At 68.1% G+C, this 21,253-nt stretch carries 21 protein-coding genes and 1 tRNA gene; 10 read left to right on the top strand and 12 right to left on the bottom strand.

The window, feature by feature from the left end:
- A complete protein-coding gene (locus SCNU_RS02625) occupies positions 1 to 2,214 on the bottom strand; it encodes an MMPL family transporter (RefSeq protein ID WP_009677800.1) in 2,214 nt (737 codons plus the stop codon).
- A gap of 123 nt (positions 2,215 to 2,337) precedes the next feature.
- Between SCNU_RS02625 and SCNU_RS02620 the strand changes: the two genes are divergently transcribed.
- The gene (locus SCNU_RS02620) at positions 2,338 to 3,456 is read left to right on the top strand and encodes a phosphotransferase family protein (RefSeq protein WP_009677799.1); all 1,119 of its coding nucleotides are present in this window, start codon (positions 2,338 to 2,340) and stop codon (positions 3,454 to 3,456) included.
- A complete protein-coding gene (locus tag SCNU_RS02615) occupies positions 3,457 to 4,581 on the top strand; it encodes an Rv3169 family protein (RefSeq protein WP_009677798.1) in 1,125 nt (374 codons plus the stop codon).
- Positions 4,582 to 4,636: 55 nt separating this feature from the next.
- Here SCNU_RS02615 and SCNU_RS02610 read toward each other — a convergent pair whose 3' ends face one another.
- On the bottom strand, positions 4,637 to 5,344 hold the full coding sequence (locus SCNU_RS02610; protein WP_040517538.1) for a DsbA family oxidoreductase: 708 nt from the start codon (positions 5,342 to 5,344) through the stop codon (positions 4,637 to 4,639).
- Positions 5,345 to 5,407: 63 nt separating this feature from the next.
- On the bottom strand, positions 5,408 to 6,817 hold the full coding sequence (locus tag SCNU_RS02605; RefSeq protein ID WP_009677796.1) for a DHA2 family efflux MFS transporter permease subunit: 1,410 nt from the start codon (positions 6,815 to 6,817) through the stop codon (positions 5,408 to 5,410).
- A 72-nt stretch (positions 6,818 to 6,889) separates the two neighbouring features.
- Between SCNU_RS02605 and SCNU_RS02600 the strand changes: the two genes are divergently transcribed.
- Positions 6,890 to 7,489: a TetR/AcrR family transcriptional regulator gene (locus SCNU_RS02600; protein ID WP_009677795.1), complete on the top strand. Its 600-nt coding sequence runs from the start codon at positions 6,890 to 6,892 to the stop codon at positions 7,487 to 7,489.
- Positions 7,490 to 7,499: 10 nt separating this feature from the next.
- Here SCNU_RS02600 and SCNU_RS02595 read toward each other — a convergent pair whose 3' ends face one another.
- Together SCNU_RS02595 and SCNU_RS02590 are read right to left on the bottom strand one after the other, a co-directional pair.
- Positions 7,500 to 8,354: a 3-hydroxyacyl-CoA dehydrogenase gene (locus SCNU_RS02595; RefSeq protein WP_009677794.1), complete on the bottom strand. Its 855-nt coding sequence runs from the start codon at positions 8,352 to 8,354 to the stop codon at positions 7,500 to 7,502.
- Positions 8,355 to 8,356: 2 nt separating this feature from the next.
- Complete coding sequence (locus SCNU_RS02590; RefSeq protein WP_009677793.1) at positions 8,357 to 9,013, bottom strand: TetR/AcrR family transcriptional regulator; 657 nt, start codon at positions 9,011 to 9,013, stop codon at positions 8,357 to 8,359.
- 141 nt (positions 9,014 to 9,154) lie between these two features.
- Between SCNU_RS02590 and SCNU_RS02585 the strand changes: the two genes are divergently transcribed.
- Positions 9,155 to 9,228: transfer RNA gene (locus SCNU_RS02585), tRNA-Leu, on the top strand.
- Between the two features lie 354 nt (positions 9,229 to 9,582).
- Here SCNU_RS02585 and SCNU_RS02580 read toward each other — a convergent pair.
- Together SCNU_RS02580 and SCNU_RS02575 are read right to left on the bottom strand one after the other, a co-directional pair.
- Positions 9,583 to 10,035, bottom strand: a complete 453-nt coding sequence (locus tag SCNU_RS02580; RefSeq protein ID WP_009677792.1) for a nitroreductase family deazaflavin-dependent oxidoreductase — start codon at positions 10,033 to 10,035, stop codon at positions 9,583 to 9,585.
- 4 nt (positions 10,036 to 10,039) lie between these two features.
- A complete protein-coding gene (locus tag SCNU_RS02575) occupies positions 10,040 to 10,339 on the bottom strand; it encodes a hypothetical protein (protein WP_009677791.1) in 300 nt (99 codons plus the stop codon).
- A gap of 235 nt (positions 10,340 to 10,574) precedes the next feature.
- Between SCNU_RS02575 and SCNU_RS02570 the strand changes: the two genes are divergently transcribed.
- Entirely contained in the window at positions 10,575 to 11,426 is an 852-nt protein-coding gene (locus SCNU_RS02570; protein WP_009677790.1) for a tyrosine-protein phosphatase, read from the top strand.
- Between the two features lie 19 nt (positions 11,427 to 11,445).
- On the opposite strand, the gene SCNU_RS02565 is transcribed toward SCNU_RS02570, so the two are convergent.
- The 3 genes from SCNU_RS02565 to SCNU_RS02555 form a co-directional block, all read right to left on the bottom strand.
- On the bottom strand, positions 11,446 to 12,711 hold the full coding sequence (locus tag SCNU_RS02565; protein WP_009677789.1) for a competence/damage-inducible protein A: 1,266 nt from the start codon (positions 12,709 to 12,711) through the stop codon (positions 11,446 to 11,448).
- Between the two features lie 60 nt (positions 12,712 to 12,771).
- Positions 12,772 to 14,007, bottom strand: a complete 1,236-nt coding sequence (locus tag SCNU_RS02560) for an AbrB family transcriptional regulator (RefSeq protein ID WP_009677788.1) — start codon at positions 14,005 to 14,007, stop codon at positions 12,772 to 12,774.
- 85 nt (positions 14,008 to 14,092) lie between these two features.
- Positions 14,093 to 14,659 carry a PadR family transcriptional regulator gene (locus tag SCNU_RS02555; RefSeq protein WP_009677787.1) on the bottom strand — a complete coding sequence of 189 codons (567 nt, stop codon included), beginning with the start codon at positions 14,657 to 14,659 and terminating at the stop codon, positions 14,093 to 14,095.
- A gap of 104 nt (positions 14,660 to 14,763) precedes the next feature.
- Between SCNU_RS02555 and SCNU_RS02550 the strand changes: the two genes are divergently transcribed.
- From SCNU_RS02550 to SCNU_RS02530, 5 genes are all read left to right on the top strand, one after another.
- Positions 14,764 to 15,180 carry a nuclear transport factor 2 family protein gene (locus SCNU_RS02550; RefSeq protein WP_009677786.1) on the top strand — a complete coding sequence of 139 codons (417 nt, stop codon included), beginning with the start codon at positions 14,764 to 14,766 and terminating at the stop codon, positions 15,178 to 15,180.
- On the top strand, positions 15,177 to 15,980 hold the full coding sequence (locus tag SCNU_RS02545; RefSeq protein WP_009677785.1) for an SGNH/GDSL hydrolase family protein: 804 nt from the start codon (positions 15,177 to 15,179) through the stop codon (positions 15,978 to 15,980). Before SCNU_RS02550 ends, SCNU_RS02545 begins: the two co-directional genes overlap by 4 nt.
- Positions 15,889 to 16,419, top strand: coding sequence for a DinB family protein (locus SCNU_RS02540; protein WP_040517469.1), 531 nt, complete (start codon positions 15,889 to 15,891; stop codon positions 16,417 to 16,419). The genes SCNU_RS02545 and SCNU_RS02540 overlap by 92 nt, the downstream gene beginning before the upstream one ends.
- A gap of 53 nt (positions 16,420 to 16,472) precedes the next feature.
- Positions 16,473 to 17,324: a patatin-like phospholipase family protein gene (locus SCNU_RS02535; RefSeq protein ID WP_040517468.1), complete on the top strand. Its 852-nt coding sequence runs from the start codon at positions 16,473 to 16,475 to the stop codon at positions 17,322 to 17,324.
- A gap of 81 nt (positions 17,325 to 17,405) precedes the next feature.
- Positions 17,406 to 19,106 carry a fumarate hydratase gene (locus tag SCNU_RS02530; RefSeq protein ID WP_009677782.1) on the top strand — a complete coding sequence of 567 codons (1,701 nt, stop codon included), beginning with the start codon at positions 17,406 to 17,408 and terminating at the stop codon, positions 19,104 to 19,106.
- A gap of 90 nt (positions 19,107 to 19,196) precedes the next feature.
- Here the strand turns inward: SCNU_RS02530 and SCNU_RS02525 are convergent, their stop codons facing one another.
- Both SCNU_RS02525 and SCNU_RS02520 read right to left on the bottom strand, forming a co-directional pair.
- On the bottom strand, positions 19,197 to 19,808 hold the full coding sequence (locus tag SCNU_RS02525; RefSeq protein WP_009677781.1) for a hypothetical protein: 612 nt from the start codon (positions 19,806 to 19,808) through the stop codon (positions 19,197 to 19,199).
- Complete coding sequence (locus SCNU_RS02520) at positions 19,805 to 21,211, bottom strand: class II fumarate hydratase (RefSeq protein ID WP_009677780.1); 1,407 nt, start codon at positions 21,209 to 21,211, stop codon at positions 19,805 to 19,807. The genes SCNU_RS02525 and SCNU_RS02520 overlap by 4 nt, the downstream gene beginning before the upstream one ends.
- Positions 21,212 to 21,253: the final 42 nt, after the last annotated feature.

The raw sequence follows: 21,253 nt of genomic DNA, 5'->3' as shown, positions 1-21,253 counted from the left end.
TCACTCCTCCTTGAAGCCGATCCGGTCGTGCAGTTTGCGAAGCGGAGCCGGTGCCCACCAGTTTCCCACTCCCATCAAACGCATGAACGCCGGAACCAGGAGCATGCGAATGAATGTGGCGTCCATCAGCACCGCGATGGTCAGCCCGACGCCGAACATCCGCATGAACGACACCTCCGACGCGGCGATCCCCGCGAAGACGATGCTCATCAGCAGAGCCGCCGCCGTCACCACGCGCCCCGTCCGCGCGAGGCCCACCGCGACCGCATGATCGTTGGCCGCCCGGGTCCGATCGGATTTCAGCCATTCCTCCCGGATGCGACCGAGCAGGAAGACCTCGTAGTCCATCGACAGGCCGAACGCGATGCAGAACATCAGCACCGGCATCGTCGCCACCAGATAGCCGGTCGGCGTGGTGCCGAATCCGTCGAGGTGCCCGTCCTGGAAGATCCACACCATCGCCCCGAAGGTCGCCGACAACGAGAGCACGTTCAGCACCAGCGCCTTCAGCGGAAGCACCACGCTGCCGCTGAACAGGAACAGCAGCACATAGGTCAGCACCGCGATCACGCCGAGCACCCACGGCAGGTACTTGTACAGCGCGGCCACCACGTCGTGATTCATCGCCGCGAGTCCGGTGAAGCTGACCGCGGTCCCGGTCGGCGTGGGCACGGCCCGGAGCGCGACGATCTGGTCGTCGCCCGCGTCGCTCAGCGGCTCGACGTCGCTCGAGACCGTCACCAGCGCGTACTCGCCGGCCCTGTCGGCGGGATCGCCGGGCGCGACCTTCCCGCCGTCGACGTACACCCCGGCGGGCGAGGTCACCGCGCCGGTGCCGTCGACCATCGAGAGCTCGGCCGCGTACTGCCCGAGCGCCTCGTCGGAGACGTGCCCCGCCACGACCGCCGTCGCCGACCCGCCGGAGTCCTGCGCGTACTGATCGCGGATCTCCTGCTGTACCGAGTGCGCCGTCGCCGACGCCGGGAGCACGCGGTCGTCGGGGAAGCCGAACTTGATACCCAGGAACGGCGCACCGAGCACGAGCAGCACTGCGGGAACGATGATCGCCACCGGGACCGCGCGCCGCAACACACTCGTCGCCATGCGGTACCAGCCGGTCTGCTCGACGGGTTTGGGTTCCGGATCCGGCAGGCCGCGCCGATGGCGGATCCACGCGCGCACGTCGAGCGAGTCGACGCGGTCGCCGAGCACCATCAGCAGGGCGGGTGTGATGATCAGCGCGGCCGCGACCGCCACGATCACCACGCCGACACCCGCATACGCGAACGACCGCAGGAAGTACATCGGGAAGATCGCAAGGGCGGCGAGTGAGAGTCCGACGGTGATGCCCGAGAAGAAGACCGTGCGTCCGGCCGTGTCCATGGTGCGGAGAATCGCCGCGCGGCGGTCGAGACCGCGGTCCACCTCTTCGCGGTAGCGCGTCACGATGAGCAGGGTGTAGTCGATGGCCAGCGCGAGGCCCATCGCGGTCGTGAGGTTGAGCGCGAAGATGGAGACGTCGGCGAATCCGGCGATCAACCGCAGCAGCGCCAGGGTGCCGAGAATCGCCGAGACACCGACGACGATCGGCAGAGCCGCCGCGACGAGCCCGCCGAAGACCACGATCAACAGCACGAAGCTGATCGGGATGGCGATCGCCTCGGCCACCGCGAGGTCCTTGGACGTCTGCTCGTTGACCTGGTTGTACATCAGGCCCTGGCCGCCGACCTGGATCTCGAACCCGTCCGTGGTGCCGGTCAACTGCTCCGACAGCGCGGTCGCGTGGGCCGGCGCCTCCTCGTCGCCACCATCGAGACCGGCGATGATGAGCGTCGACGCCTTGTCCCGGCTGAGGAGTTCACCGACGAGGCCGGGATTCGCCCAGATGCTCAGGATCGGCTGCTGCACGTATCCCGCGGCGTCGAGTTCGGCGGTGATCTTCCGTCCGACCGCGGCCGCCTGGGGGCTGGTCGACATGTCGGTGCCGGGCGGTCCGTCGATCTTGACCACGACGGTGGCACCGCCGCGGTGAAAGTGCTGGTCGAGGATGTCGCGGGCCTGCGAGGACTCGGCATGCGGATCGTCGTATCCGCCGGCGAGCATCCGATCCGCGGCGCCCAGCCCGTAGACGCCGCAGAGTGCGAGTACCACCACCGCGAGTCCGAGCACCAGCTTCGGCGCGGCGACGACTCCCCGGGTCAATCGTGTCAGCATCGGCCCTCCCGATCGGTTGACTTTCTACCGTTAACTTAACACCGGTATCCCATTGAGCGGAAGAATCACGTCGCCTGGGTGATTCGCGACACAGGCAAAATAGAACATGTTTCAATCGACGGCATGGCGGCGATCGACGAAGAAGACAGCGCACAGGTAGCACGTCCGAGCGAGTCCAGGCGGGACCCCGAATGGCTCCGCGAACGACTCAGCGAATGGCTGCAGCAACACGAGGGCTCCGACGCACAGGTCACCGAGGTGACCGTGCCGGAATCGAACGGCATGTCGAGCGAGACCCTGCTCGCGGAGGCGTCGTGGGGCGGGCAGCAGCGCTCCCTCGTGGTCCGCGTCGCGCCGGTCGCCGACAGCGATCCGGTGTTCCCCAGCTACGACCTCGACGGGCAGTACCGACTCGTGGAACACGTGCGCGCGCACGCGAACATCCCATTGCCGCGACTCTGGTGGTCTGAACCGGGAACCGACGCGCTGGGTGCGCCGTTCTTCGTCATGGACCGGGTCGACGGCGAAGTACCGCCCGACGTGATGCCCTACAACTTCGGATCGTGGGTCAGCGAGGCCTCGGCCGAGGACCGTACGCGACTCATGCGGTCGTCGGTGGCAGTGCTCGCCGAGGTGCATGGGGTTCCGGTCCCCGACGACATCATCGAGTTGCCCGCCGACGGCGAATCGCCCCTGCGCGCGCACATCCGCAGGCTGCGCGCGTTCTACGACTGGGCCAGCGCGGGACGCGCCGGCTCACCGTTGATCGAGCGCGCGTTCGCGTGGGTCGAGGAGAATGCGCCCGAATCCGCCGACAACGTCCTCACCTGGGGCGACGCCCGGATCGGCAACATCATGTACCGCGACTTCGAGCCGGTGGCGGTGCTTGACTGGGAGATGGCGGCGGTCGGCCCGCGCGAGCTCGACATCGCGTGGATGATCTTCCTGCACCGCTTCTTCCAGGATCTCGCCGAGATGGCGGGCCTGGAGGGACTGCCGGACTTCCTGCGCCGCGAGGACGTCGCCGCCGAGTATCTCGAACAGACCGGCCACGAGCCCGTCGACCTCGACTTCTACACCGCGTACTCGGCCCTGATTCACGCCGTGATCATGTTCCGAATTCAATGTCGGGCAATCCATTTCGGTCAGGCGCAGGAGCCGGCCGATCCGGACGAGATGATCATGCACCGAGTGACGCTGGACGCGATGCTCAACGGAACCTACTGGGCGGGAGTGAAGTAGATGCTGTCGGAGATGGACGACTACCCCATCCACCAGGTCGCCGAGGTCATCCGGCACGTCGGGACGTCGGACCGGAACTTCTACGACCGCTACTACTTCAACTGCCATCACGGCGACCCGGACGACCCGTGGCTCATCATCGGCCTCGGCGTGTACCCGAACCTCGGGGTCACCGACTGCTTCGCCGTGGTGCGTTACCACGACGAGCACATCGTCGTCCGCGGGTCCCGGGCACTCGGCGCGAATCGCAATGAGCTCCAGGTCGGTCCGTTCACCGTCGAGATCCTCGACGGACTGAAGCGGCTTCACGTGAAACTCGAACCGGGCCACGGCGATCTCTCGTTCGACCTGGTCTTCGACGCCGACGGCCCCGCCGCCTTGGAGCCCAGACACTTTCAGCGGCAGCTGGAGCGCGTCACGTTCGACACCATGCGCTTCGTCCAGACCGGCCGGTGGACCGGGTCGATGACGGTCGACGGTCAGGACTTCGACGTCGAGCCGGAGACCTGGCGCGGCAACCGTGACCGGTCATGGGGTGTGCGCCCCGTCGGCGAGGCCGAACCGCCCGGGCGTCGGGCCGCGAACACCGATGCGACGTCGTTCTTCTGGATCTACTCGGTGATGCGGTTCGAGGACTACGCGGTCAGCGTGATCGTGCAGGAACTGCGGACCGGAGAACGGATCATGGGCGATGCCCGGCGGATCTGGAACGACCCGGAGCGCGAGCCCGAATGGCTCGGGCGGGTGGAGCACGACGTCCAGTTCGTCTCCGGCGGTCGTGAACCCGCCTCGGCGACACTGCGTTTCATCAAGCCCAGCGGGGAGGAGATCGTCGTCCGCTGCGCTCCGCAGCTGGCCAACTTCATCGGCTTCGGCACCGGTTACGGACTGGAGCAGGACTGGCGTCACGGTATGTGGCAGGGAGAGGAGAAGGTGGAGGCCCTCCACCAGAAGATCTCCGAGCTCGACGCGACCATGAAACTGTTCTGCCCGGCCGACTACCTGGCGACCTTCGAGCTGTCGGAGAACGGCGAGACCGTCCAGGGACGGGGCCTGTTCGAGTTCTCCGTGATCGGCCCGCACGACCAGTACGGGTTCACCGAGTACACCGACGTGGCACCGTAGAGAACTCTGTCGAGTTGTGCACCCTGGGGATGCACAACTCGACAGAATTCGCGGGTCAGTTCTGCGGGACCGCGCAGCCGTCGGGACCGCAGGCGTCACTGTCGGCGAGCAGCGTCGGCTGCGGACGTTCGCCCCATGCTTGACTGAGAGCCTGCGCGAACAATTCCTTGGGTTGGGCGCCGGAGACCGCGTACTTGCGGTCGAAGACGTAGAACGGCACGCCGTTCACGCCGAACTCCTGGGCCTGGCGCTCGTCGGCTCGCACCTCGTCGGCGTACCGCTGCTCGTCGGCGAGCACCTCGCGTGTCGCGGCCTCGTCGAATCCGGCACCGACCGCCACCCGGACCAGTCGCTCGGTGTCGCCGAAGAGCGGCTCGGCGTCGGCGAAGTTGGCCGCGTACAGCGCGTCGAGCATCTGCTCCTGTTGGCCGAGTTCCTTGGCCCAGTGGAGGAGCCTGTGCATGTCGAAGGAATTACCGACGTCTCGGCCCGTCACGACGTACTCCAAGCCGGCCTCATTCGCGGCCGCGCCCAGCTGTCGTTCGCCGGCTTCGGCCTCTTCCAGGGTCCGGCCGTACTTCTTGGCCAGATGGTCGATGACGTTGCCCGAGGTGCCGGTCGGCGCGGTGGGATCGAGTTCGAACGACCGGTGGACCACGTCCACCTGGTCTGCGTGATCGAACTCGATCAGCGCGTCGTTGAACCGCTTCTTCCCGAGGTAGCAGAAAGGACAGTTGACGTCGGTCCAGATCTCGACCTGCATGATGTGCGCCTCCAAGCGTGGGTTTCGTACAGGTGTAACAGCCGCGATGACGGCGATGTTCCCTCACGCCCTCGCCGAGGCGGGTTCGCGGCCCACGGCGACGGGTTCCGGCCGGTTCGGGAGGGCGAGTGCGAGCACGCCGCCGACCACCGCCAGCGCCGTCGCCCACCAGAAGGCGTCGCGGAATCCACTCTCGGCGGTCGCGCCCGCGGTCAGGACCACCGCGATGACGGCAGTCCCGAATGAACCGCCCACCTGCTGAAACGTCCGCGTGACGATACTGACGTCGTGTCGCTCCGCGTTGTCGATCCCGAAGAATCCCGATGCCATCAACGGACTCAGCAGGGTGCCCAACCCCAGACCCCGCACGAAGAGCGCGACCATCAGCCCGACCAGGCTCGCCGATTCACCGACCACGGCGAACGGAACCGTGGCCGCGGCCACGATCCCGAAGCCCGCCACCGCGACCCACCGCGCACCGATCCGGTCGGTCAGGGCGCCCGCGAGCGAACGCGACAGCAGCGCACCCACGCCCTGCGGAATCAGCACCAGCGCGGCGTCGAGCACCGACTCGCCCCTGATCTGCTGGAGGTACAGGGGCAGGGCCAGCATTGCGCCGAAAGACGCGACGCCGAAGAAGAACAGGCCGACAGCCGATGCCGACACCGCACGTTTCGCCAGCACCCTGACGTCGACGAGCGTCGGGGCGGAGGACCGCACGGACCGCAGGGCGAACAGCGCCAGCAGCGCCACCCCGACGACGAGCGGGAGCACGACATCGGTACGCCACAGTCCGCGGTGCGTGTTCGACAGGCCCAGCAAGACCCCGACGAGTCCGGGCGCGAGCAGGCAGAGCCCGAGGGCGTCGAGCCGAGCACGCGAGGAGTCAGTCGACCTGTCGTCGGGGATCCGGCGCGACAGCGCAAGGGCGACGGCACACACCGGGACGTTGACGACGAACAGCCACTGCCAGTCGAGCCAGTGCAGGATCAGTCCGCCGATCACCGGTCCGAGAATCGGGCCGAGCGCCGTCGGCAGGCTCACCATCGCCACCAGTCGGCCCAGGGCCCGACCGCCGCTCGCGGCGACGAGCACCGAAGTCATCAGCGGGAACAGCAGTCCACCGCCGAGGCCCTGCAGGACGCGGAAGACGATGAGCGCCTGGACGTTCCACGACAGAGCACAGAGGATCGAGCCCGCCAGGAAGAGTGTGAGCCCGGCCTGCCAGGCGGCGCGTGAGCCGAATCGCGTAGCCGCCCAACCGGCGAGCGGCACCGCCACTGCGACCGCGAGCAGATAGCCGGTACTCACCCACTGGACCGTGTCGACGGTCGCATCCAACGCCGTCGTCAGACGATCGAACGCGATCGTCACGATAGTCGTATCGAGGATCGGCGCGATGAGTCCGGCGATCACCGCCACGGCGACGCGCTTGGCCTCCGGCGGAATGGTGCCACTCTCGTGGTTCGACATCGCCACTCCTTTTAGGTTCACCTATGTATCTAATGTTCGCACCAACATAGGCCGATGCGATAAGATACGCAAGTGGATCTAAAGGAGAACGGTGGGCGCGCGTCGAGACGCCGCGGCGCGGAACTCGAGGACGCCATCCTCACCGCGGCGTGGGATCAACTGACCGAACGCGGCTACGGAGGCCTGTCGTTCGAGGCGGTCGCCGATCGTGCGGGCACGAGCCGACCCGTCCTCTACCGGAGGTGGGCGTCCAGGGCAGAGCTGCTCGAAGCCACGGTTCGGCACCACGGTGCCGGCGAGGACACCGCCGCACCGGACACCGGGAGCCTCCGCGGCGACCTGCTCACGGCGCTGCGGCGGTCGAACGAGCGACGGTCGAACTTCCTGGTGCTGCTGAGCGCCAGCCTCGGCGAGTACTACGCCGAGACCGGCACCAGCCCGCGGGATGTGCGCGAATACCTGCTCGGCGAACACCGCCTGGCGATCGACGACATCCTCGAGCGCGCCGTCGCACGCGGCGAGGCGGACCCGGCCCGGCTGACCCCCCTGGTCCGGGACGTGCCGTTCAACTTGTTCCGCCACGAGGTGTTGATGTCGCTGACGTCGGTTCCCGACGCGACCCTCGAGGCGATCGTCGACGACGTCTTCCTGCCTCTCGTGACGCCGCGATAGTCCGCAGCCGCTACCGGTACTTGTAGAAGCCCTCGCCCGCGGCGAGTCCCAGCTTGCCCTTGTCCATGTAGTTCTCCTTGAGCCACGCGGCCATCCGCTGCGCATGCTCGTCGCCGTTGACCATGATGTTGTACGGCGTGTTCAGGCCGATCACGTCATAGATCTGGAACGGGCCCATCGGCGCGCCCGTCGCGATCCGCCACGTGTTGTCCACGTCTTTCGGCTCGGCGTAGTCGCCTGCCGCCAGTTCGAGCGCGGCGTTGAGGAACGGCACGAGCAGCGAGTTGAGGACGTAGCCCGCCTTCTCCTTGTGAATCGGGATCGCGACCATGCCGATCTCACCGGCGAACTCGACGAGCCTGTCGAAGACGTCCGGAGAGGTCTGCGCCGTCCCCATGACCTCCGCGGTGTTGAACTGCCACACGCGATTCGCGAAGTGCAGCGCCAGGAACCGATCCGGACGGTCGGTGGCGCCGACGATGTCGCTGGGCAGCAGGGTCGACGAGTTGGTCGCGAAGATCGTCTTCTCCGGAGCGGCCGCCGAGAGCTTCCGATAGATCTCGCGCTTGAGGTCGAGGATCTCGGGGACGGCCTCGATCACCAGGTCCGCATCCGTCACCGCGGCCGCCAGGTCCGACGAGTAGGTCAGCCTGCCGAGCGCGGCGTCGGCCTTTCCGTCTGCGGCTCCCGGCACCTCGTTCCGGTAGGTGGTCACGAGACCGGCGAAGCGTTCTTTCGCGGCGGCGAGCGCGTCGTCGTCGATGTCGTAGGCGGTCACCTCGAACCCGCTGTACGCGGTCTGGAACGCGATCTGCGATCCGAGCACGCCGGTTCCCAGAACCACTACCTTCTTGATGTCGGACATAGTCAGTTCCTCTCATCGTTGTCGGCTAAGAATCCGTCGACGATCTGCCGCAGTTGCCTGCGGAGGTCGTCCTCGGGGTCGGACACGGACTCAGCAGGGGTGAGTGTCGCGGCGATCCGGGCGACGTCGAGATGCACCGCGGCGAACACCGAGCGACTCGCCGCCCGCACCGCCCCGGGTGTGGTCGTGATGCCCCGACGGTCCGCTTCGGCAGCCAGCACTCGACCCAGCGCCGCCTCGGTGAGACGCACCAACTCGATCCCCGCCGCCCGGTGCGGCTCGCTCTGCGCGCCGAAGATCAGCTCGCGCTGGTAGGCCGCGGCGTTCTCCGGCCGCATCGCCGCGCTCCGCAGTATCGGATCGACCACGGCGAGCAACCTGTCGATCACATCGCCCGCCTGTCCCGACCGCTCCTCCCCCGCCTCCAGCGACAGTCGGAACTGCTCGTTGTAGACCATCAGCAGCAGTTCCACCTTCGATGAGGCATAGCGGAACAGGGTGCCCGCGGCGACGTCGGCGCGGTCGGAGACCTCTCGCGTGGTCACCGCGTCGTACCCCTTCTCGGCGAATAGCTCGGCGGCGGCGGCGAAGATCCGGTCGCGCTTCTCCTGCATGTTGCGGTCGCGGCGCCCGGGCAGTCCGGAATCGGTGTCGGCCATCCGCCCACCTCCCACTTTCTGAGTTCGCTCATTATTGAGCATACTCCGTTTTCCATTGGACTAAAGGACTAAGAACCGCAACGCGGCCGGGCACGGACCGATGCGTCGCCCCCACCCTCGGCCTGGCATGCTGGTCTCCGCGCCCCCATAGCCCAACTGGCAGAGGCAGCGGACTTAAAATCCGCAAAGTCAGGGTTCGAATCCCTGTGGGGGCACTTGGTTCGACTCGTTCGATCGCGACATCGCAGCGCGCGCGATCGTGGCGCTCCGCCACCGGATGAGCGGACTTCAGCCGGTTCGGCAGCCGCTCAGCGCCTCGGACGAGGATCGCCCAGGGACCTGCGGAGCGCGTTGACGCGGCGGCCCAGCCGCCAGCACGACCTCGCCCACTCCACTGCGCACAAGGTTTACCGATCAGCGACGAGAACCCCGGAAATGGGCGACGTCGGCGCTGAGCGGTCAATCCTGTGTCGATACCCGCTCCAGTCCGCAACGGGTCGGTCCCGCCCGCACAGCCGCATGCAGCTGACGCCTCCGTAGCGTCACGAGCAAGGGAGCGGGAACACGGCCTAACGTGCGGCCGGATCGATTCGAAAGACGGCGCAACGTCCCGCCAGCGCCTCGAACTCGTCGGGGGTGCCCTCAGTAACCAGGCCCGCGTCGCGCATGAGTGGAACTCCGGTCGGGACGAGGGTCGGGAACTGACGGAGCAGCGGCCTCGCCTCAGCTTCCGACATCTCGACGAGCCGCACACTCGTGGCGCGACGACCCTGCCCGAGAGTGGCCTCCGGGTCGGCCCGCGCATTGCGGACCCAGTCGGCGCCGGGGAATCCGCCGACGACGTAGCGCCGGCCATCGACGGTCATCGGAGTCACCGGCGTCTTGCGCGGCTTCCCCGACTTGCGCCCGACGACAGTGAGGACGACTGGCCCCTTGTCGCCGAGCACGCCCAGCCTGCCCACAGCGATCATCACCTTGTTCACCGGCTTGAGCCACCACGGCGGCTTCGGGTTACTGGCCATCGAATCAGCCCGCCATGCGCGCTTTCACCGCGTTGGTCGCCAGGTACGCGCCGTAGAGACCGAGACCGACGACGCCGACCTTGCGCGTCCGGGGAATCGCGATGGCGGTGCCGACGGCCGTCTCGATCGCGCCGTTGACCTGCATCGCCTGGTCGACGTTGTCGGGGAACGCGGTGGCGGTCAACGCGCGGAATGGTCCGGGAACCACGAAATGCGCGACACCGGTCGCCGCGAGAACCGCACCGCCGACGGTGGCGAGTCGATTCGATGTCGCACAGGAACAGTTTTCAGCGGATTCGGTCATTGCAATTCTCGCTTTCGTCTGACGCACCGTCGACGACGGCGACACCCTCATGTCTACCCGAACCGTGGCCTCGCGCAAGGGCGGTGGAACCGCGGACCTCGGCCACGGACGGCCGGAGAGCCCGTCGACGGCCGGCCCGCGCGCGAATCCCGCGGATGGGGCGATCCTGTGCCGCCACAACACTTCCCGAGACCGAATCGTCTACCCTGAGCCGATCCGCCCGTCGAGGAGAACCGTGAACTCTGTCAGTCGCCGCCCCCGCCGCACCCGTCTCGTCCGTGCAGCCTTCGCCGGACTCGTCGCCGCCACCGCCCTGACCGGAGCACCGATGGTCGCTGCGCAGGGAATCGCGCACGCGACGCCGACCACCGTCGCCGCACCGATCCGCCTCGACGGCGCCTCCAACTTCCGCGACATCGGCGGCTATCAGACGGCCGACGGTCGCACCGTACGCAGCGGCATCGTGTTCCGCTCGAACAAACTGAGCTCACTGACCGACTCCGACAAGCAGCAGATCACCGCCGCGGGTATCACCCTCGACGTCGACCTGCGCAATGCCTCCGAGCGCAAGGAGGCCCCCGATCAGCTGCCCGCGAGCGTCCGCTACCAGGTGGCCGACGTGGTCGGCATCGATCACGGCATCTGGTTCCACGAGTTCGTTCCGCTCACGCTCGGCCGCGCCCTGATCGATGCGTACACGACCGGGTCGTCGAACGTCGGCCAGAGCATCGGGTACCCGTTCATGGTCACCTTCCGCGGCTCCGACTTCGCTTTCCACGACCTGGTCACCGCCGTCGCGAACAACTCCGGCGGCACCGTGTTCCACTGCAGCGCAGGCAAGGACCGCACCGGCTGGGGCACTGCAATCCTGCTGAGCATTCTCGGCGTACCGCGGGCGACCATCGAAGCCGACTTCCTGAAGTCGAACACCTACCTGGGGCGTTCGGACGCCGTCGAGCTGTCGTGGCTCAACGCCGCATACGACGAGGTCGAACGGCTCTACGGCAGCATGGACGCCTATGTCCGCAAGGGCTTGAAGATCAGCGGCCCGACGATCGACGCGCTGCGCAGCCGCCTGCTGGTCTGACGTCGTCCGGAGACGCTTCTCACCGCAGCGCCTGTGCCACCAGGTGCATCGCGGCGGACGTCGCGAGGCGCCGAACGCTGTCCCGATCACCGGGGAAATGCCTGGTCACGGTCACCGTCTCGCGGCCGGAGACAGCGACTCCGAAGCACACGGTGCCGACCGGCTTGCCCGGCCGCGCGCCACCCGGGCCGGCGATCCCGGTCGTCGAGACGGCCACATCCGAGCCGAGCACGCGACGCGCGCCGTCGGCCATCGCGGCGGCCACCGGTTCGCTCACCGCGCCGAGCTCGTCGATCAGTTCCGGCGGGACGCCGAGCACGCCGGACTTGACCTCGTCGGCATACGAGACGACACCGCCCAGCATGTAGGCCGACGATCCCGCACGATCGGTCAGCGCGGCCGCCACCATGCCGCCCGTGCACGACTCCGCGGTACCGATCGTGCGGTCGCCGAGGAGCCCCGCGAGGACGTCGCCGATCGACGAGCCGTCCGTCGAGTACACCCGGTCGCCGTGCCGCTCCAGCAACAGCGCTTCGAGCGTCTGATACGCCTGTGCGGCAACGGTTTCGAAGCGCGTGACGATCTCCAGCTCACCGCCGCGCATGCAGGTGGTGATCTCGAGGTCGCCGAAGCCGTCGACGGTGCCTTCGGCGTCCCGCAACGACACCGCGAGGTCCGCCTCCGACAGCCCGTACGCCCGGATCGTGTGCTGGTCGTAGGCGGCGCGTCCGGCGATCGCCGCTTCGACCGCCTCGGTTGCCACCGCACTGGGCCACATCGCCTGAACCTCATGAGGCGGGCCGGGCAGAACCAGGATCGCGGGAAGCCCGCCGGTCGCCGGAACGGCTACGCCTGGCGCGGTGCCGGTCGGCGGAATCGCCTCCGCGCCGAGGGGAATGAGGGCCTGTTTGTCGATCGCGGCGACCACCGCGCTCGGGAGGTCGTCGTCGTACTTGCGCCAGTTCCGGATCACCGACTCGATCACGGCGCGGATGCGGTCGTCGGACCGCAGCGCCCGGCCGGTGAAGTCGGCGACCGCGGCCACGGTCAGGTCGTCGGCCGTGGGACCGAGACCGCCGGTGGTGACGATGAGATCGACACGCTGATCGGTGAGGAACCCGAGCTGCGCAGCGAGGTCATCGGGACGGTCGCCGCAGACGGTGATGTGCGCGATGTCGACACCGAGTTCCAGCAACTGCTGCGACACCCACGGACCGTTCCGGTCGGCGATGCGACCGCTGAGGACCTCGGTGCCGGTGACGACGATTCCTGCGCGAATGCTCACGGTCTCGAGGGTACGTCGGCGTCATCGCGCCGGACCACGAAGACGCCGGCCCGCCGCGCCTCACTGGCGATCGGTCCCGTCCTCGCTCCCGCGCCGCCGGCGGCGATGCCTGCCGGATCGGGCCCGTCGACGCGTGAATCGGTCGACGCCGAGCACCACCACCGGCAGCGCGAGGACCACGATGATCAGCCGCAGACTCTGCACCGTGGCGATCAGCGCCATATCCGAATCCGCCGAGCTGGAGGCGCTCGCCACCACCGCGTTGATGCCGCCCGGCGTGGTCGCGAGGTAGGCGTCGGCGACCGCGACCCCCGTCAGATGTGCGACGCCGACCGCGAGCAGCGCCACCATCACGCACATGCCGATGATGGACGCGGTGATGGCGGGCAGTGCGCGGGCGAGGCGCCGCCAGATCTGCCGGTTGAACATGAGGCCGACTTCCAGACCGACCACCACCAGCAGGATCTCCTTGAACATGCCCTGCGGGGCGAACCCGCGGCTGAGGTGCGTGCCGCCGATGATCGCCGCCACGATCATCGGGCCGATCAAACCGCCGCCGGGAATCCTGAACCGGCGGCCCAGCCACATCCCGGTGAGCGCGAGCATGACCGCCGTCGACAGGCCGGCGACCTGGTCACCGCGGCCGACGAGCTGGAACAGGCTCTCGGTCGGCGCCGACGTACCCGCTGTGCCGCCGGCCAGCGCGACCAGGACGAACGGCGCGCTCGCACTCACGATCAGCACCCGTGAGTACTGCATGAAGCCGACCACGTCCTTCCGGGCGCCGAAGTCGTCGCACATGGTGACCACCGCCGACGACCCGCCGGCCATCAGCCCGAGAATCGCGGTCGGCCGGTCGACGCCGGCCGACCACCGGCTCAGCGCCCACGCCAGCACCAGCGACAGCGCGATGGTCAACACCGACACCGCGACGAACGGTGCGAGCGCGGGGCCCACCGCCCGGATCGCATCGACGTTCAGGTATCCGCCGAGCATCACGCCGATGAAGGCCTGCGTCCAGCGGCTGACATCGGCGGGCACTGCGACGCCGCGGACCGCGGTCATCCGCACCGCGACGCCGAGCACCAGCGCCGCCAGCAACGACGGGGCGGGAACCCCGACGCGTGCCGCGAGTTCGGCGAGGACCCAGGCCGCGGCGATGACGCCGACGTATCGCGCCGGACGCGGAATACGGAATCGCTTGGGCGGGGACGGATCAGATGTCTGTACCGGCGGCTCGACGACTTCCGGTGGCGACTGGACGTGCATGTCGGCGACCGGGCTGGTGAGTGTCACGCCTCCTGCGTAGCGGCACTCGGTGACCGGCGCTCATCCGGAAGATGACCTTTGACGGAATCTTGACGCGGAACCGCGGACAGCGTCAGTCGTCTGCGGTATCGAGCGCGTCGAGAGCCCGAAGCGCGACCCCGGACCATTCGACGTTCTCGCGCTCGAATGCCAGGCCCCGCAACAGCGTGAGATACGGCCCGACGGTCGCCGGGTCGGCGAGGCCCTCGGCCTCCGACCGCCCCTTCAGCAGGTAGGCGCGGATTCGCTCGTAGTGCTCCAGCTTGCGTTCGGCGGCGGCACGTCGCGCGACGATCGACTCGCGGATCGCCGCGGCGTCCCCCGCGTGGTGCGACTGGACCATCACCATCAGGTCGTCGCGGATCGCGGTGGGCCGCGGATCCGACCGAGTGAACTCCGCGAGTTCGCGGCGTCCGCGGTCGGTCAGGCCGAAGACCCGCTTGTTCGGCCGCTTCTCCTGCTCCACGACGCGCGCAAGGATCATCTCCTCCCGCTCCATCTTGTCCAGCTCACGGTAGATCTGCTGCGGCGCCGCAACCCAGAACCGGGCGTGGAGGTCGTCGAAGCCCTTGGCGATGTCGTACCCGGACACCTCCCCGTCGGTGAGGAGGGTCGCCAGAATCGCATGCCGGAGCGCCATGACCTCACCCTAGTCAACAAATTGCGTACTGGAACGTAGACGGCAGGCGATCTCGGCGGCATACTCAACAGCAGATCTATTCAATAAATTCACTAGGAGACGTCATGCGAGAGTTCCGTGCGGCAGTCGAGGCCCGCGACGAGGCGGCGATCGAAGCCCTGCTGGCCGACGACGTCCGATTCACCAGCCCGGTCGCCTTCACGCCCTACGACGGCAAGCACATCACCGCTGCCATCCTGCGCGCCGTGATGCGGGTGATGGGCGACGACTTCGAGTACGTGCGAGAGTTCGTCGGCACCGACGAGCACGACCACGCTCTGGAGTTCCGATCCGTCGTCGCGGGCAAGCAGATCAGCGGTTGCGACTTCATCCACGTGAACGACGACGGCCGGATCGACGACCTGATGGTGATGGTCCGTCCGCTGTCGTCCGCCAACGCGCTGGCCGAGGCGATGGGCGCACAGTTCGACCGCATCGTCGCCGAGGCGACCGCGGCAGCACAGAACGACGAGCCGAGATGACGTCTGTGCCGGCCCTCGTCCTGCGCGCTCCCCTGCTGGTCACGCAGGCGATGCGTGTGCGCGCCACCGTTCCCCGGCTTCCCGAGGCCGCCTGCACCACCGGAACCGTCGGCACCGGGCCGGCGGCACAACTGGTGGTCGTCGGCGACAGTGTGGCCGCAGGCGTCGGCGTCGATCATCACGAGGCGACCGTCGCCGGGCAACTCGCCCGACGACTGTCTGAGACGTACGACCGCACCGTCCGATGGCGCGTACGAGCCCGCTCGGGTGACACGGCCGCCGATGTGGTCGCCGATCTCGACACGACGTCGGTAGCCGACGCGGACGTCGTCGTGGTGTCGATCGGTGTCAACGACGTGAAGAACCTGCATTCGGCGAATCGATGGCGGTCAGATCTGACGGCGCTGTTGACGCTGCTGTCCGACGCCGCCGAGGCGCCGGTGCTGCTGATGGCGCTGCCGCCGATCGATGCGCTGCCCGCCCTACCCGCCGAGCTCGGCGGGTTCCTCGCCGCGCGCGGTCGTGCCTTCGATGCCATCGCTCGCGAGGTGTGCGATCGGATTCCGGACGTCACATATGTGGTGTGCGAGGCACAGTTCACCGGGGAGATGTTCGCCGCGGACGGTTTTCACCCGTCCGCCCGCGCCCATCGTGCCCTCGCGGACACGTGCGCGGACAAATTGGACGCAATGGACCTACGCTGGAGACATGACGATCGAGCCGGACACCAAGGACTGGACCTGGGTGATCGAGAAACCGTGCAACGCGTGCGGATTCGATCCAGCGCGCGTCCGGCATGAGGACATCGCCGCGCGGATAGCCGCCTCGGTGGACGGCTGGGCCGAGCGCCTCGCCCGACCGGACGTACGCAGCCGTCCCGACGACCACACGTGGTCGCCGCTGGAGTATGCGTGCCACGTCCGCGACGTGCACGGAGTGATGACCGAGCGGCTGGACGCGATGCTGCGCACGCAGCCGGTCTGCTTCGCGGACTGGGACCAGGACGCTGCGGCGGTCGAGGCCGATTACGCTGCGCAGAACCCCGACGACGTCGTCGAACAGCTGACCGCGGCTGCCACCGGATTCGCCGAGCTCTACCGCCTGGTCGGGGACGCCGACTGGGGACGCGAGGGGCTGCGCGGCAACGGCTCGATCTTCACCGTCGAGACCCTCGCCTATTACGCCGTGCACGACCTCGAGCATCACCGCGTCGACGTCGGGCTGCCCGCCCGGAGCTGATCGTCGCCCCTGGTCGCGGCCGAGTCCTATCGTGGAGGGCAGGAGGTTCCGCGATGACAACTGCATTCGTGCTCTCGGGCGGCGCGAATCTCGGTGCCATGCAGGTGGGGATGCTGCAGGCCCTCGCCGACCGCGTGATCCGGCCCGACTTCCTGGTCGGCACGTCGGTCGGCGCCCTCAACGCCGCGTTCGTGGCCGACCGCGGTATCGACGCCACTGCGATCGACGACCTGGGCGACATCTGGCGGGGACTGCACACCTGGCAGTTGTTTCCGCCCAGTCCGCGACACATCGTCAGCGCTCTCCTCGGGCATCAGCCAGGACTGTTCGGCGATCAGGGCCTGCGCAACCTGATCGACCGCCACCTGGCCTTCGACCGCATCGAGGACACCCGCATACCACTCACCGTGATCGCGACCGACCTGCTGACCGGCGACGAAGTGAACATCGACGCCGGACCTGCGGACGAGGCGATCCTCGCGAGCGCCGCGATTCCCGGGCTGCTGCCGCCGGTCGAGTGGGACGGCAAGGTGCTGGTCGACGGCGGCATCGCCGACAACACCGCGATCTCCAGCGCGATCGCGGCGGGCGCCGACACCGTGTACGTCCTCCCCTGCGGTTATCCGTGTGCCCTCGATCACCCGCCCGAAGGCATCGCGGCCACCCTGATGCACACGATGACCCTGCTGATTCACAAACGGCTGATCCGCGACATCCGCGAGTACACCGACGCCGCCGAGTTGATCGTCCTGCCGCCGCCGTGTCCGCTCGACGTCGGCCCGATGGACTTCTCCAGGGCGGACGAACTCATCGTCCGCGGCTTCGACGCGGCGTCCGACTTCCTGCGGGTCGACGGCGGACGCCGCGATGCGCCGGCGGACCACATCGACATCCACACTCACTGAGCACCCCGACGGGCCCCACCTACCGACCGGTACGACCTGCGGCGGACGAGCCGCCGTATCGGGAGGGTTACCATGCCAATCGTGAGTGAATCAGCCTCAGCCCCCGAATTCCTCTACTCCGACCTCCTCCCGATCGGTGCAGACGACACCCCGTACCGCCTCATCACCACCGAAGGCGTCTCGACCGTCGAAGTGGACGGTCAGAAGTTCCTGAAGGTGGCGCCCGAGGCGCTCCAGAAGCTGACCGCGGAGGCGATGCACGACATCAGCCACTACCTCCGGCCGGCGCACCTCAAGCAGCTCCGCAAGATCATCGACGACCCCGAGGCGTCGGGCAACGACCGCTTCGTGGCGCTCGACCTGCTCAAGAACGTCAACATCTCCGCAGGCGGCGTGCTGCCGATGTGCCAGGACACCGGCACCGCGATCGTGATGGGCAAGAAGGGCGAAGGCGTCCTGACCGGCGCCGACGACGGTGAGTGGATCTCGCGCGGCGTCTACGACGCGTACACGAAGCTGAATCTGCGGTACTCGCAGAACGCGCCGATCACGATGTATGAGGAGCGCAACACCGGGACCAACCTGCCCGCTCAGATCGAGATCTACGCGACCGAGCAGGGACCGAAGGGCCCCGAGTACAAGTTCCTGTTCATGGCCAAGGGCGGCGGCAGCGCCAACAAGTCGTTCCTGTTCCAGGAGACCAAGGCCATCCTCAATCCGAAGCGCCTCCTCGAGTACCTGGACGAGAAGATCCGCTCGCTGGGCACCGCGGCCTGCCCGCCGTACCACCTCGCGGTGGTCATCGGCGGCACCTCCGCCGAGTTCGCGCTGAAGACCGCGAAGTACGCCTCCGCGCACTACCTCGACAACCTGCCGACCGAGGGTGACATGACCGGTCACGGCTTCCGCGACCCCGAGCTCGAAGAGGAGATCTTCAAGCTCACCCAGTCGTTCGGCATCGGCGCGCAGTTCGGCGGCAAGTACTTCTGCCACGACGTCCGCGCGATCCGACTCCCCCGTCACGGCGCATCCCTGCCGGTCGCGATCGCCGTCTCCTGCTCGGCCGACCGCCAGGCGCTCGGCAAGATCACCGCCGACGGCGTCTTCCTCGAGCAGCTCGAGACCGACCCCGCGCAGTACATGCCGGACGCCGGCGTCGCCGAGGACATCGCGGGCGGCGAGGTGGTCGAGATCGACCTGAACCAGCCGATGGACGAGATCCTCGCCGAACTCAGCAAGCATCCGGTCAAGACGAGGCTGTCCCTGACCGGCCCGCTGGTGGTCGCACGCGACATCGCGCACGCGAAGATCAAGGAACGGCTGGACGCCGGCGAGCCGATGCCGGACTACCTGAAGAACCACCCCGTGTACTACGCGGGCCCGGCCAAGACACCCGAGGGCATGGCGTCGGGGTCATTCGGTCCGACCACCGCGGGCCGCATGGACAGCTACGTCGAGCAGTTCCAGGCCGCGGGCGGATCAATGGTGATGCTGGCCAAGGGCAACCGGTCCAAGCAGGTCACCACCGCGTGCGACACGCACGGCGGCTTCTACCTCGGCTCCATCGGCGGCCCCGCTGCTCGCCTCGCACTCGACTGCATCAAGAGCCAGGAGATCATCGAGTACCCGGAGCTCGGCATGGAAGCCGTGTGGAAGATCGACGTCGAGAACTTCCCCGCCTTCATCGTCGTCGACGACAAGGGCAACGACTTCTTCACCGATCCGGGCGGCACCGTGAGCGTGCCGCTGAGCGGCATCCGCATCCGGTCGAAGGAGCGGTAGAGACTCGTATTGACCGCAGCGTCGCCGTGAGAGCGGCTGCCGGACATATCGTCCGGCAGTCCGCGTCACGGGGACGCTGCGGTCAGTGGGTCAGCGCCACTCGTGCGCGCTGCGCAGATCGACGGCATCGAGCAGACTGATCCGGCTCGGTTCGCGCACGCCGCAGCGCGCCGCGAGTTCCGTCGCCGCGGCGGGATCTCCCGGAGCGAAGACGGCCGCGGTCGAGGCGTCGGGCATCGTCAGGATCGCGAATCGCTCGTCCCAGGCGGGGCCGCCGTCCGACGAGTTCTCGAACACGAACAGTTCGGCCCGGGCCGCGTCGTAGCGTGCCGCGACGACCCGCCCCTTGAGCCTCTCCAGTACCAGGCCCTCGGAGTAGCGGTGCAGGATCAGCCGGCCGAGCCGGAGGATGCGGAGTCCGACGGCGACGAGGACGGCTGCGACCACCAGCGCGATCACGGCGATCACCGCGGCCCCGCCGATCAGGCACCAGCCCACGACCGTCGCCGCGTCGCGAACGTTGATCCAGCCGATCACCGCGAGCGGCACCACCGCGTACGCGGCGATGAGCGGGACCGCCGCCGCCCACATGAACCACCGGGTGGGACTGTCCGCGTCGGGATTCGGGGCGAGCGAGGACTCCCACTCGCCGAGATGCGCGGCCTCCGCCTCGGCGTGGGCCCGCTGCGTCGGGTGGCTCATCGCTCGCGATCCACCTGCGCCATCTTCAGCACGTCGAGCCGGCGGTCGAGTTCGGCCTCCGACAGCTCGTCACCGATGAGTCCGCGGTCGATGACGGTCTGCCGGATCGTCTTGCTCTCGCGCAGCGCCTCCTTCGCGACGGCGGCGGCCTCCTCGTAACCGATCGCCGAGTTCAGCGGCGTCACGATCGACGGCGACGACTCGGCGAGGGTCCGCAGCCGGTCCTCGTGAGCGACCAACCCGCTGATGCAGCGGTCGGCGAACAGCCGCGACACGTTCGCGAGAAGGTTCACCGACTCGAGGACGTTGCGCGCCATCAGCGGGATGTACACGTTCAGCTCGAACGCTCCGTTGCCGCCGCCCCAAGTGACGGCCGCGTCGTTGCCGATCACCTGCGCGGCGACCTGCGTGACCGCCTCGGGCAGCACCGGATTCACCTTGCCCGGCATGATCGAGCTGCCCGGCTGCAGGTCGGGCAGCGAGATCTCGCCGAGTCCGGTGAGCGGGCCCGACCCCATCCAGCGAACATCGTTCGCGATCTTGGTGAGCGAGACCGCGACCGTCTTGAGCTGGCCCGACAGTTCGACGAGGCCGTCCCGCGCAGCCTGCGCCTCGAAGTTGTCGCGGGCGATGCGGAGTTCCTCGACACCGGTCAGTCGGACGAGTTCGGCCACGACCAGCGCCCCGAACCGGTCCGGCGCGTTCAATCCGGTACCGACCGCGGTGCCGCCGATCGGCAGCTCACCGACACGCGGCAGCGTCGCCCGCAGGCGCTCCACGCCGGCTTCGACCTGCCGCGCGTAGCCGCCGAACTCCTGGCCGAGGGTCACCGGTACCGCGTCCATCAGGTGTGTGCGTCCCGATTTCACGACCGTCCGCCATTCGACGGACTTGGCCGCGAGCGCCTCGCGCAGATGCTCGAGCGCGGGAATCAGGTTGCGCACCACGGCCTCGGTCGCCGCGACGTGGGTCGCCGTCGGGAAGGTGTCGTTGGAGCTCTGCGACATGTTGACGTCGTCGTTCGGGTGCACCGCCACGCCCGCTTTCGACGCGATCGAAGCGATCACCTCATTGGCGTTCATGTTCGACGACGTGCCCGAGCCGGTCTGGAAGACATCGATCGGGAACTGGTCGTCGTGGCGGCCGTCGGCGATCTCCCGCGCAGCGGCGACGATCGCCTCGGCCTTCGTGGCGTCGAGCAGACCGAGGTCGCGGTTCACCTGTGCGGTGGCCGCTTTGAGCAGCCCGAGGGCCCGGATCTGGGTCCGCTCCAGCGGGCGGAAGCTGATCGGGAAGTTCTCGACCGCTCGCTGGGTCTGGGCGCGCCACAGTGCGTCGGCCGGGACCCGCACCTCGCCCATCGTGTCGTGTTCGATTCGATACTCGCCAGATTCTTCAGCCATGTCCCGTTCAACCCCTCCGCCGGTCGTGATGTTCCTTGTCTT

The organism is Gordonia neofelifaecis NRRL B-59395 (assembly GCF_000192435.1).
In the GTDB taxonomy this organism is placed as follows: Bacteria; Actinomycetota; Actinomycetes; order Mycobacteriales; family Mycobacteriaceae; genus Gordonia; species Gordonia neofelifaecis.
Note: the sequence above shows the minus strand (reverse complement) of the source record. Positions and strands in the feature narration are given on the sequence as shown.

Coding starts and splice junctions, on each gene's coding strand:
- SCNU_RS02535 (WP_040517468.1), top strand. CDS start 16,473: ATGACAACTGCATTCGTGCTCTCGGGCGGCGCGAATCTCGGTGCCATG.
- SCNU_RS02520 (WP_009677780.1), bottom strand. CDS start 21,211: ATGGCTGAAGAATCTGGCGAGTATCGAATCGAACACGACACGATGGGC.
- SCNU_RS02575 (WP_009677791.1), bottom strand. CDS start 10,339: ATGACCGAATCCGCTGAAAACTGTTCCTGTGCGACATCGAATCGACTC.
- SCNU_RS02590 (WP_009677793.1), bottom strand. CDS start 9,013: ATGGCCGACACCGATTCCGGACTGCCCGGGCGCCGCGACCGCAACATG.
- SCNU_RS02615 (WP_009677798.1), top strand. CDS start 3,457: ATGCTGTCGGAGATGGACGACTACCCCATCCACCAGGTCGCCGAGGTC.
- SCNU_RS02550 (WP_009677786.1), top strand. CDS start 14,764: ATGCGAGAGTTCCGTGCGGCAGTCGAGGCCCGCGACGAGGCGGCGATC.
- SCNU_RS02620 (WP_009677799.1), top strand. CDS start 2,338: ATGGCGGCGATCGACGAAGAAGACAGCGCACAGGTAGCACGTCCGAGC.
- SCNU_RS02610 (WP_040517538.1), bottom strand. CDS start 5,344: ATGCAGGTCGAGATCTGGACCGACGTCAACTGTCCTTTCTGCTACCTC.
- SCNU_RS02555 (WP_009677787.1), bottom strand. CDS start 14,659: ATGGCGCTCCGGCATGCGATTCTGGCGACCCTCCTCACCGACGGGGAG.
- SCNU_RS02625 (WP_009677800.1), bottom strand. CDS start 2,214: ATGCTGACACGATTGACCCGGGGAGTCGTCGCCGCGCCGAAGCTGGTG.
- SCNU_RS02525 (WP_009677781.1), bottom strand. CDS start 19,808: ATGAGCCACCCGACGCAGCGGGCCCACGCCGAGGCGGAGGCCGCGCAT.
- SCNU_RS02595 (WP_009677794.1), bottom strand. CDS start 8,354: ATGTCCGACATCAAGAAGGTAGTGGTTCTGGGAACCGGCGTGCTCGGA.
- SCNU_RS02540 (WP_040517469.1), top strand. CDS start 15,889: ATGACGATCGAGCCGGACACCAAGGACTGGACCTGGGTGATCGAGAAA.
- SCNU_RS02605 (WP_009677796.1), bottom strand. CDS start 6,817: ATGTCGAACCACGAGAGTGGCACCATTCCGCCGGAGGCCAAGCGCGTC.
- SCNU_RS02580 (WP_009677792.1), bottom strand. CDS start 10,035: ATGGCCAGTAACCCGAAGCCGCCGTGGTGGCTCAAGCCGGTGAACAAG.
- SCNU_RS02545 (WP_009677785.1), top strand. CDS start 15,177: ATGACGTCTGTGCCGGCCCTCGTCCTGCGCGCTCCCCTGCTGGTCACG.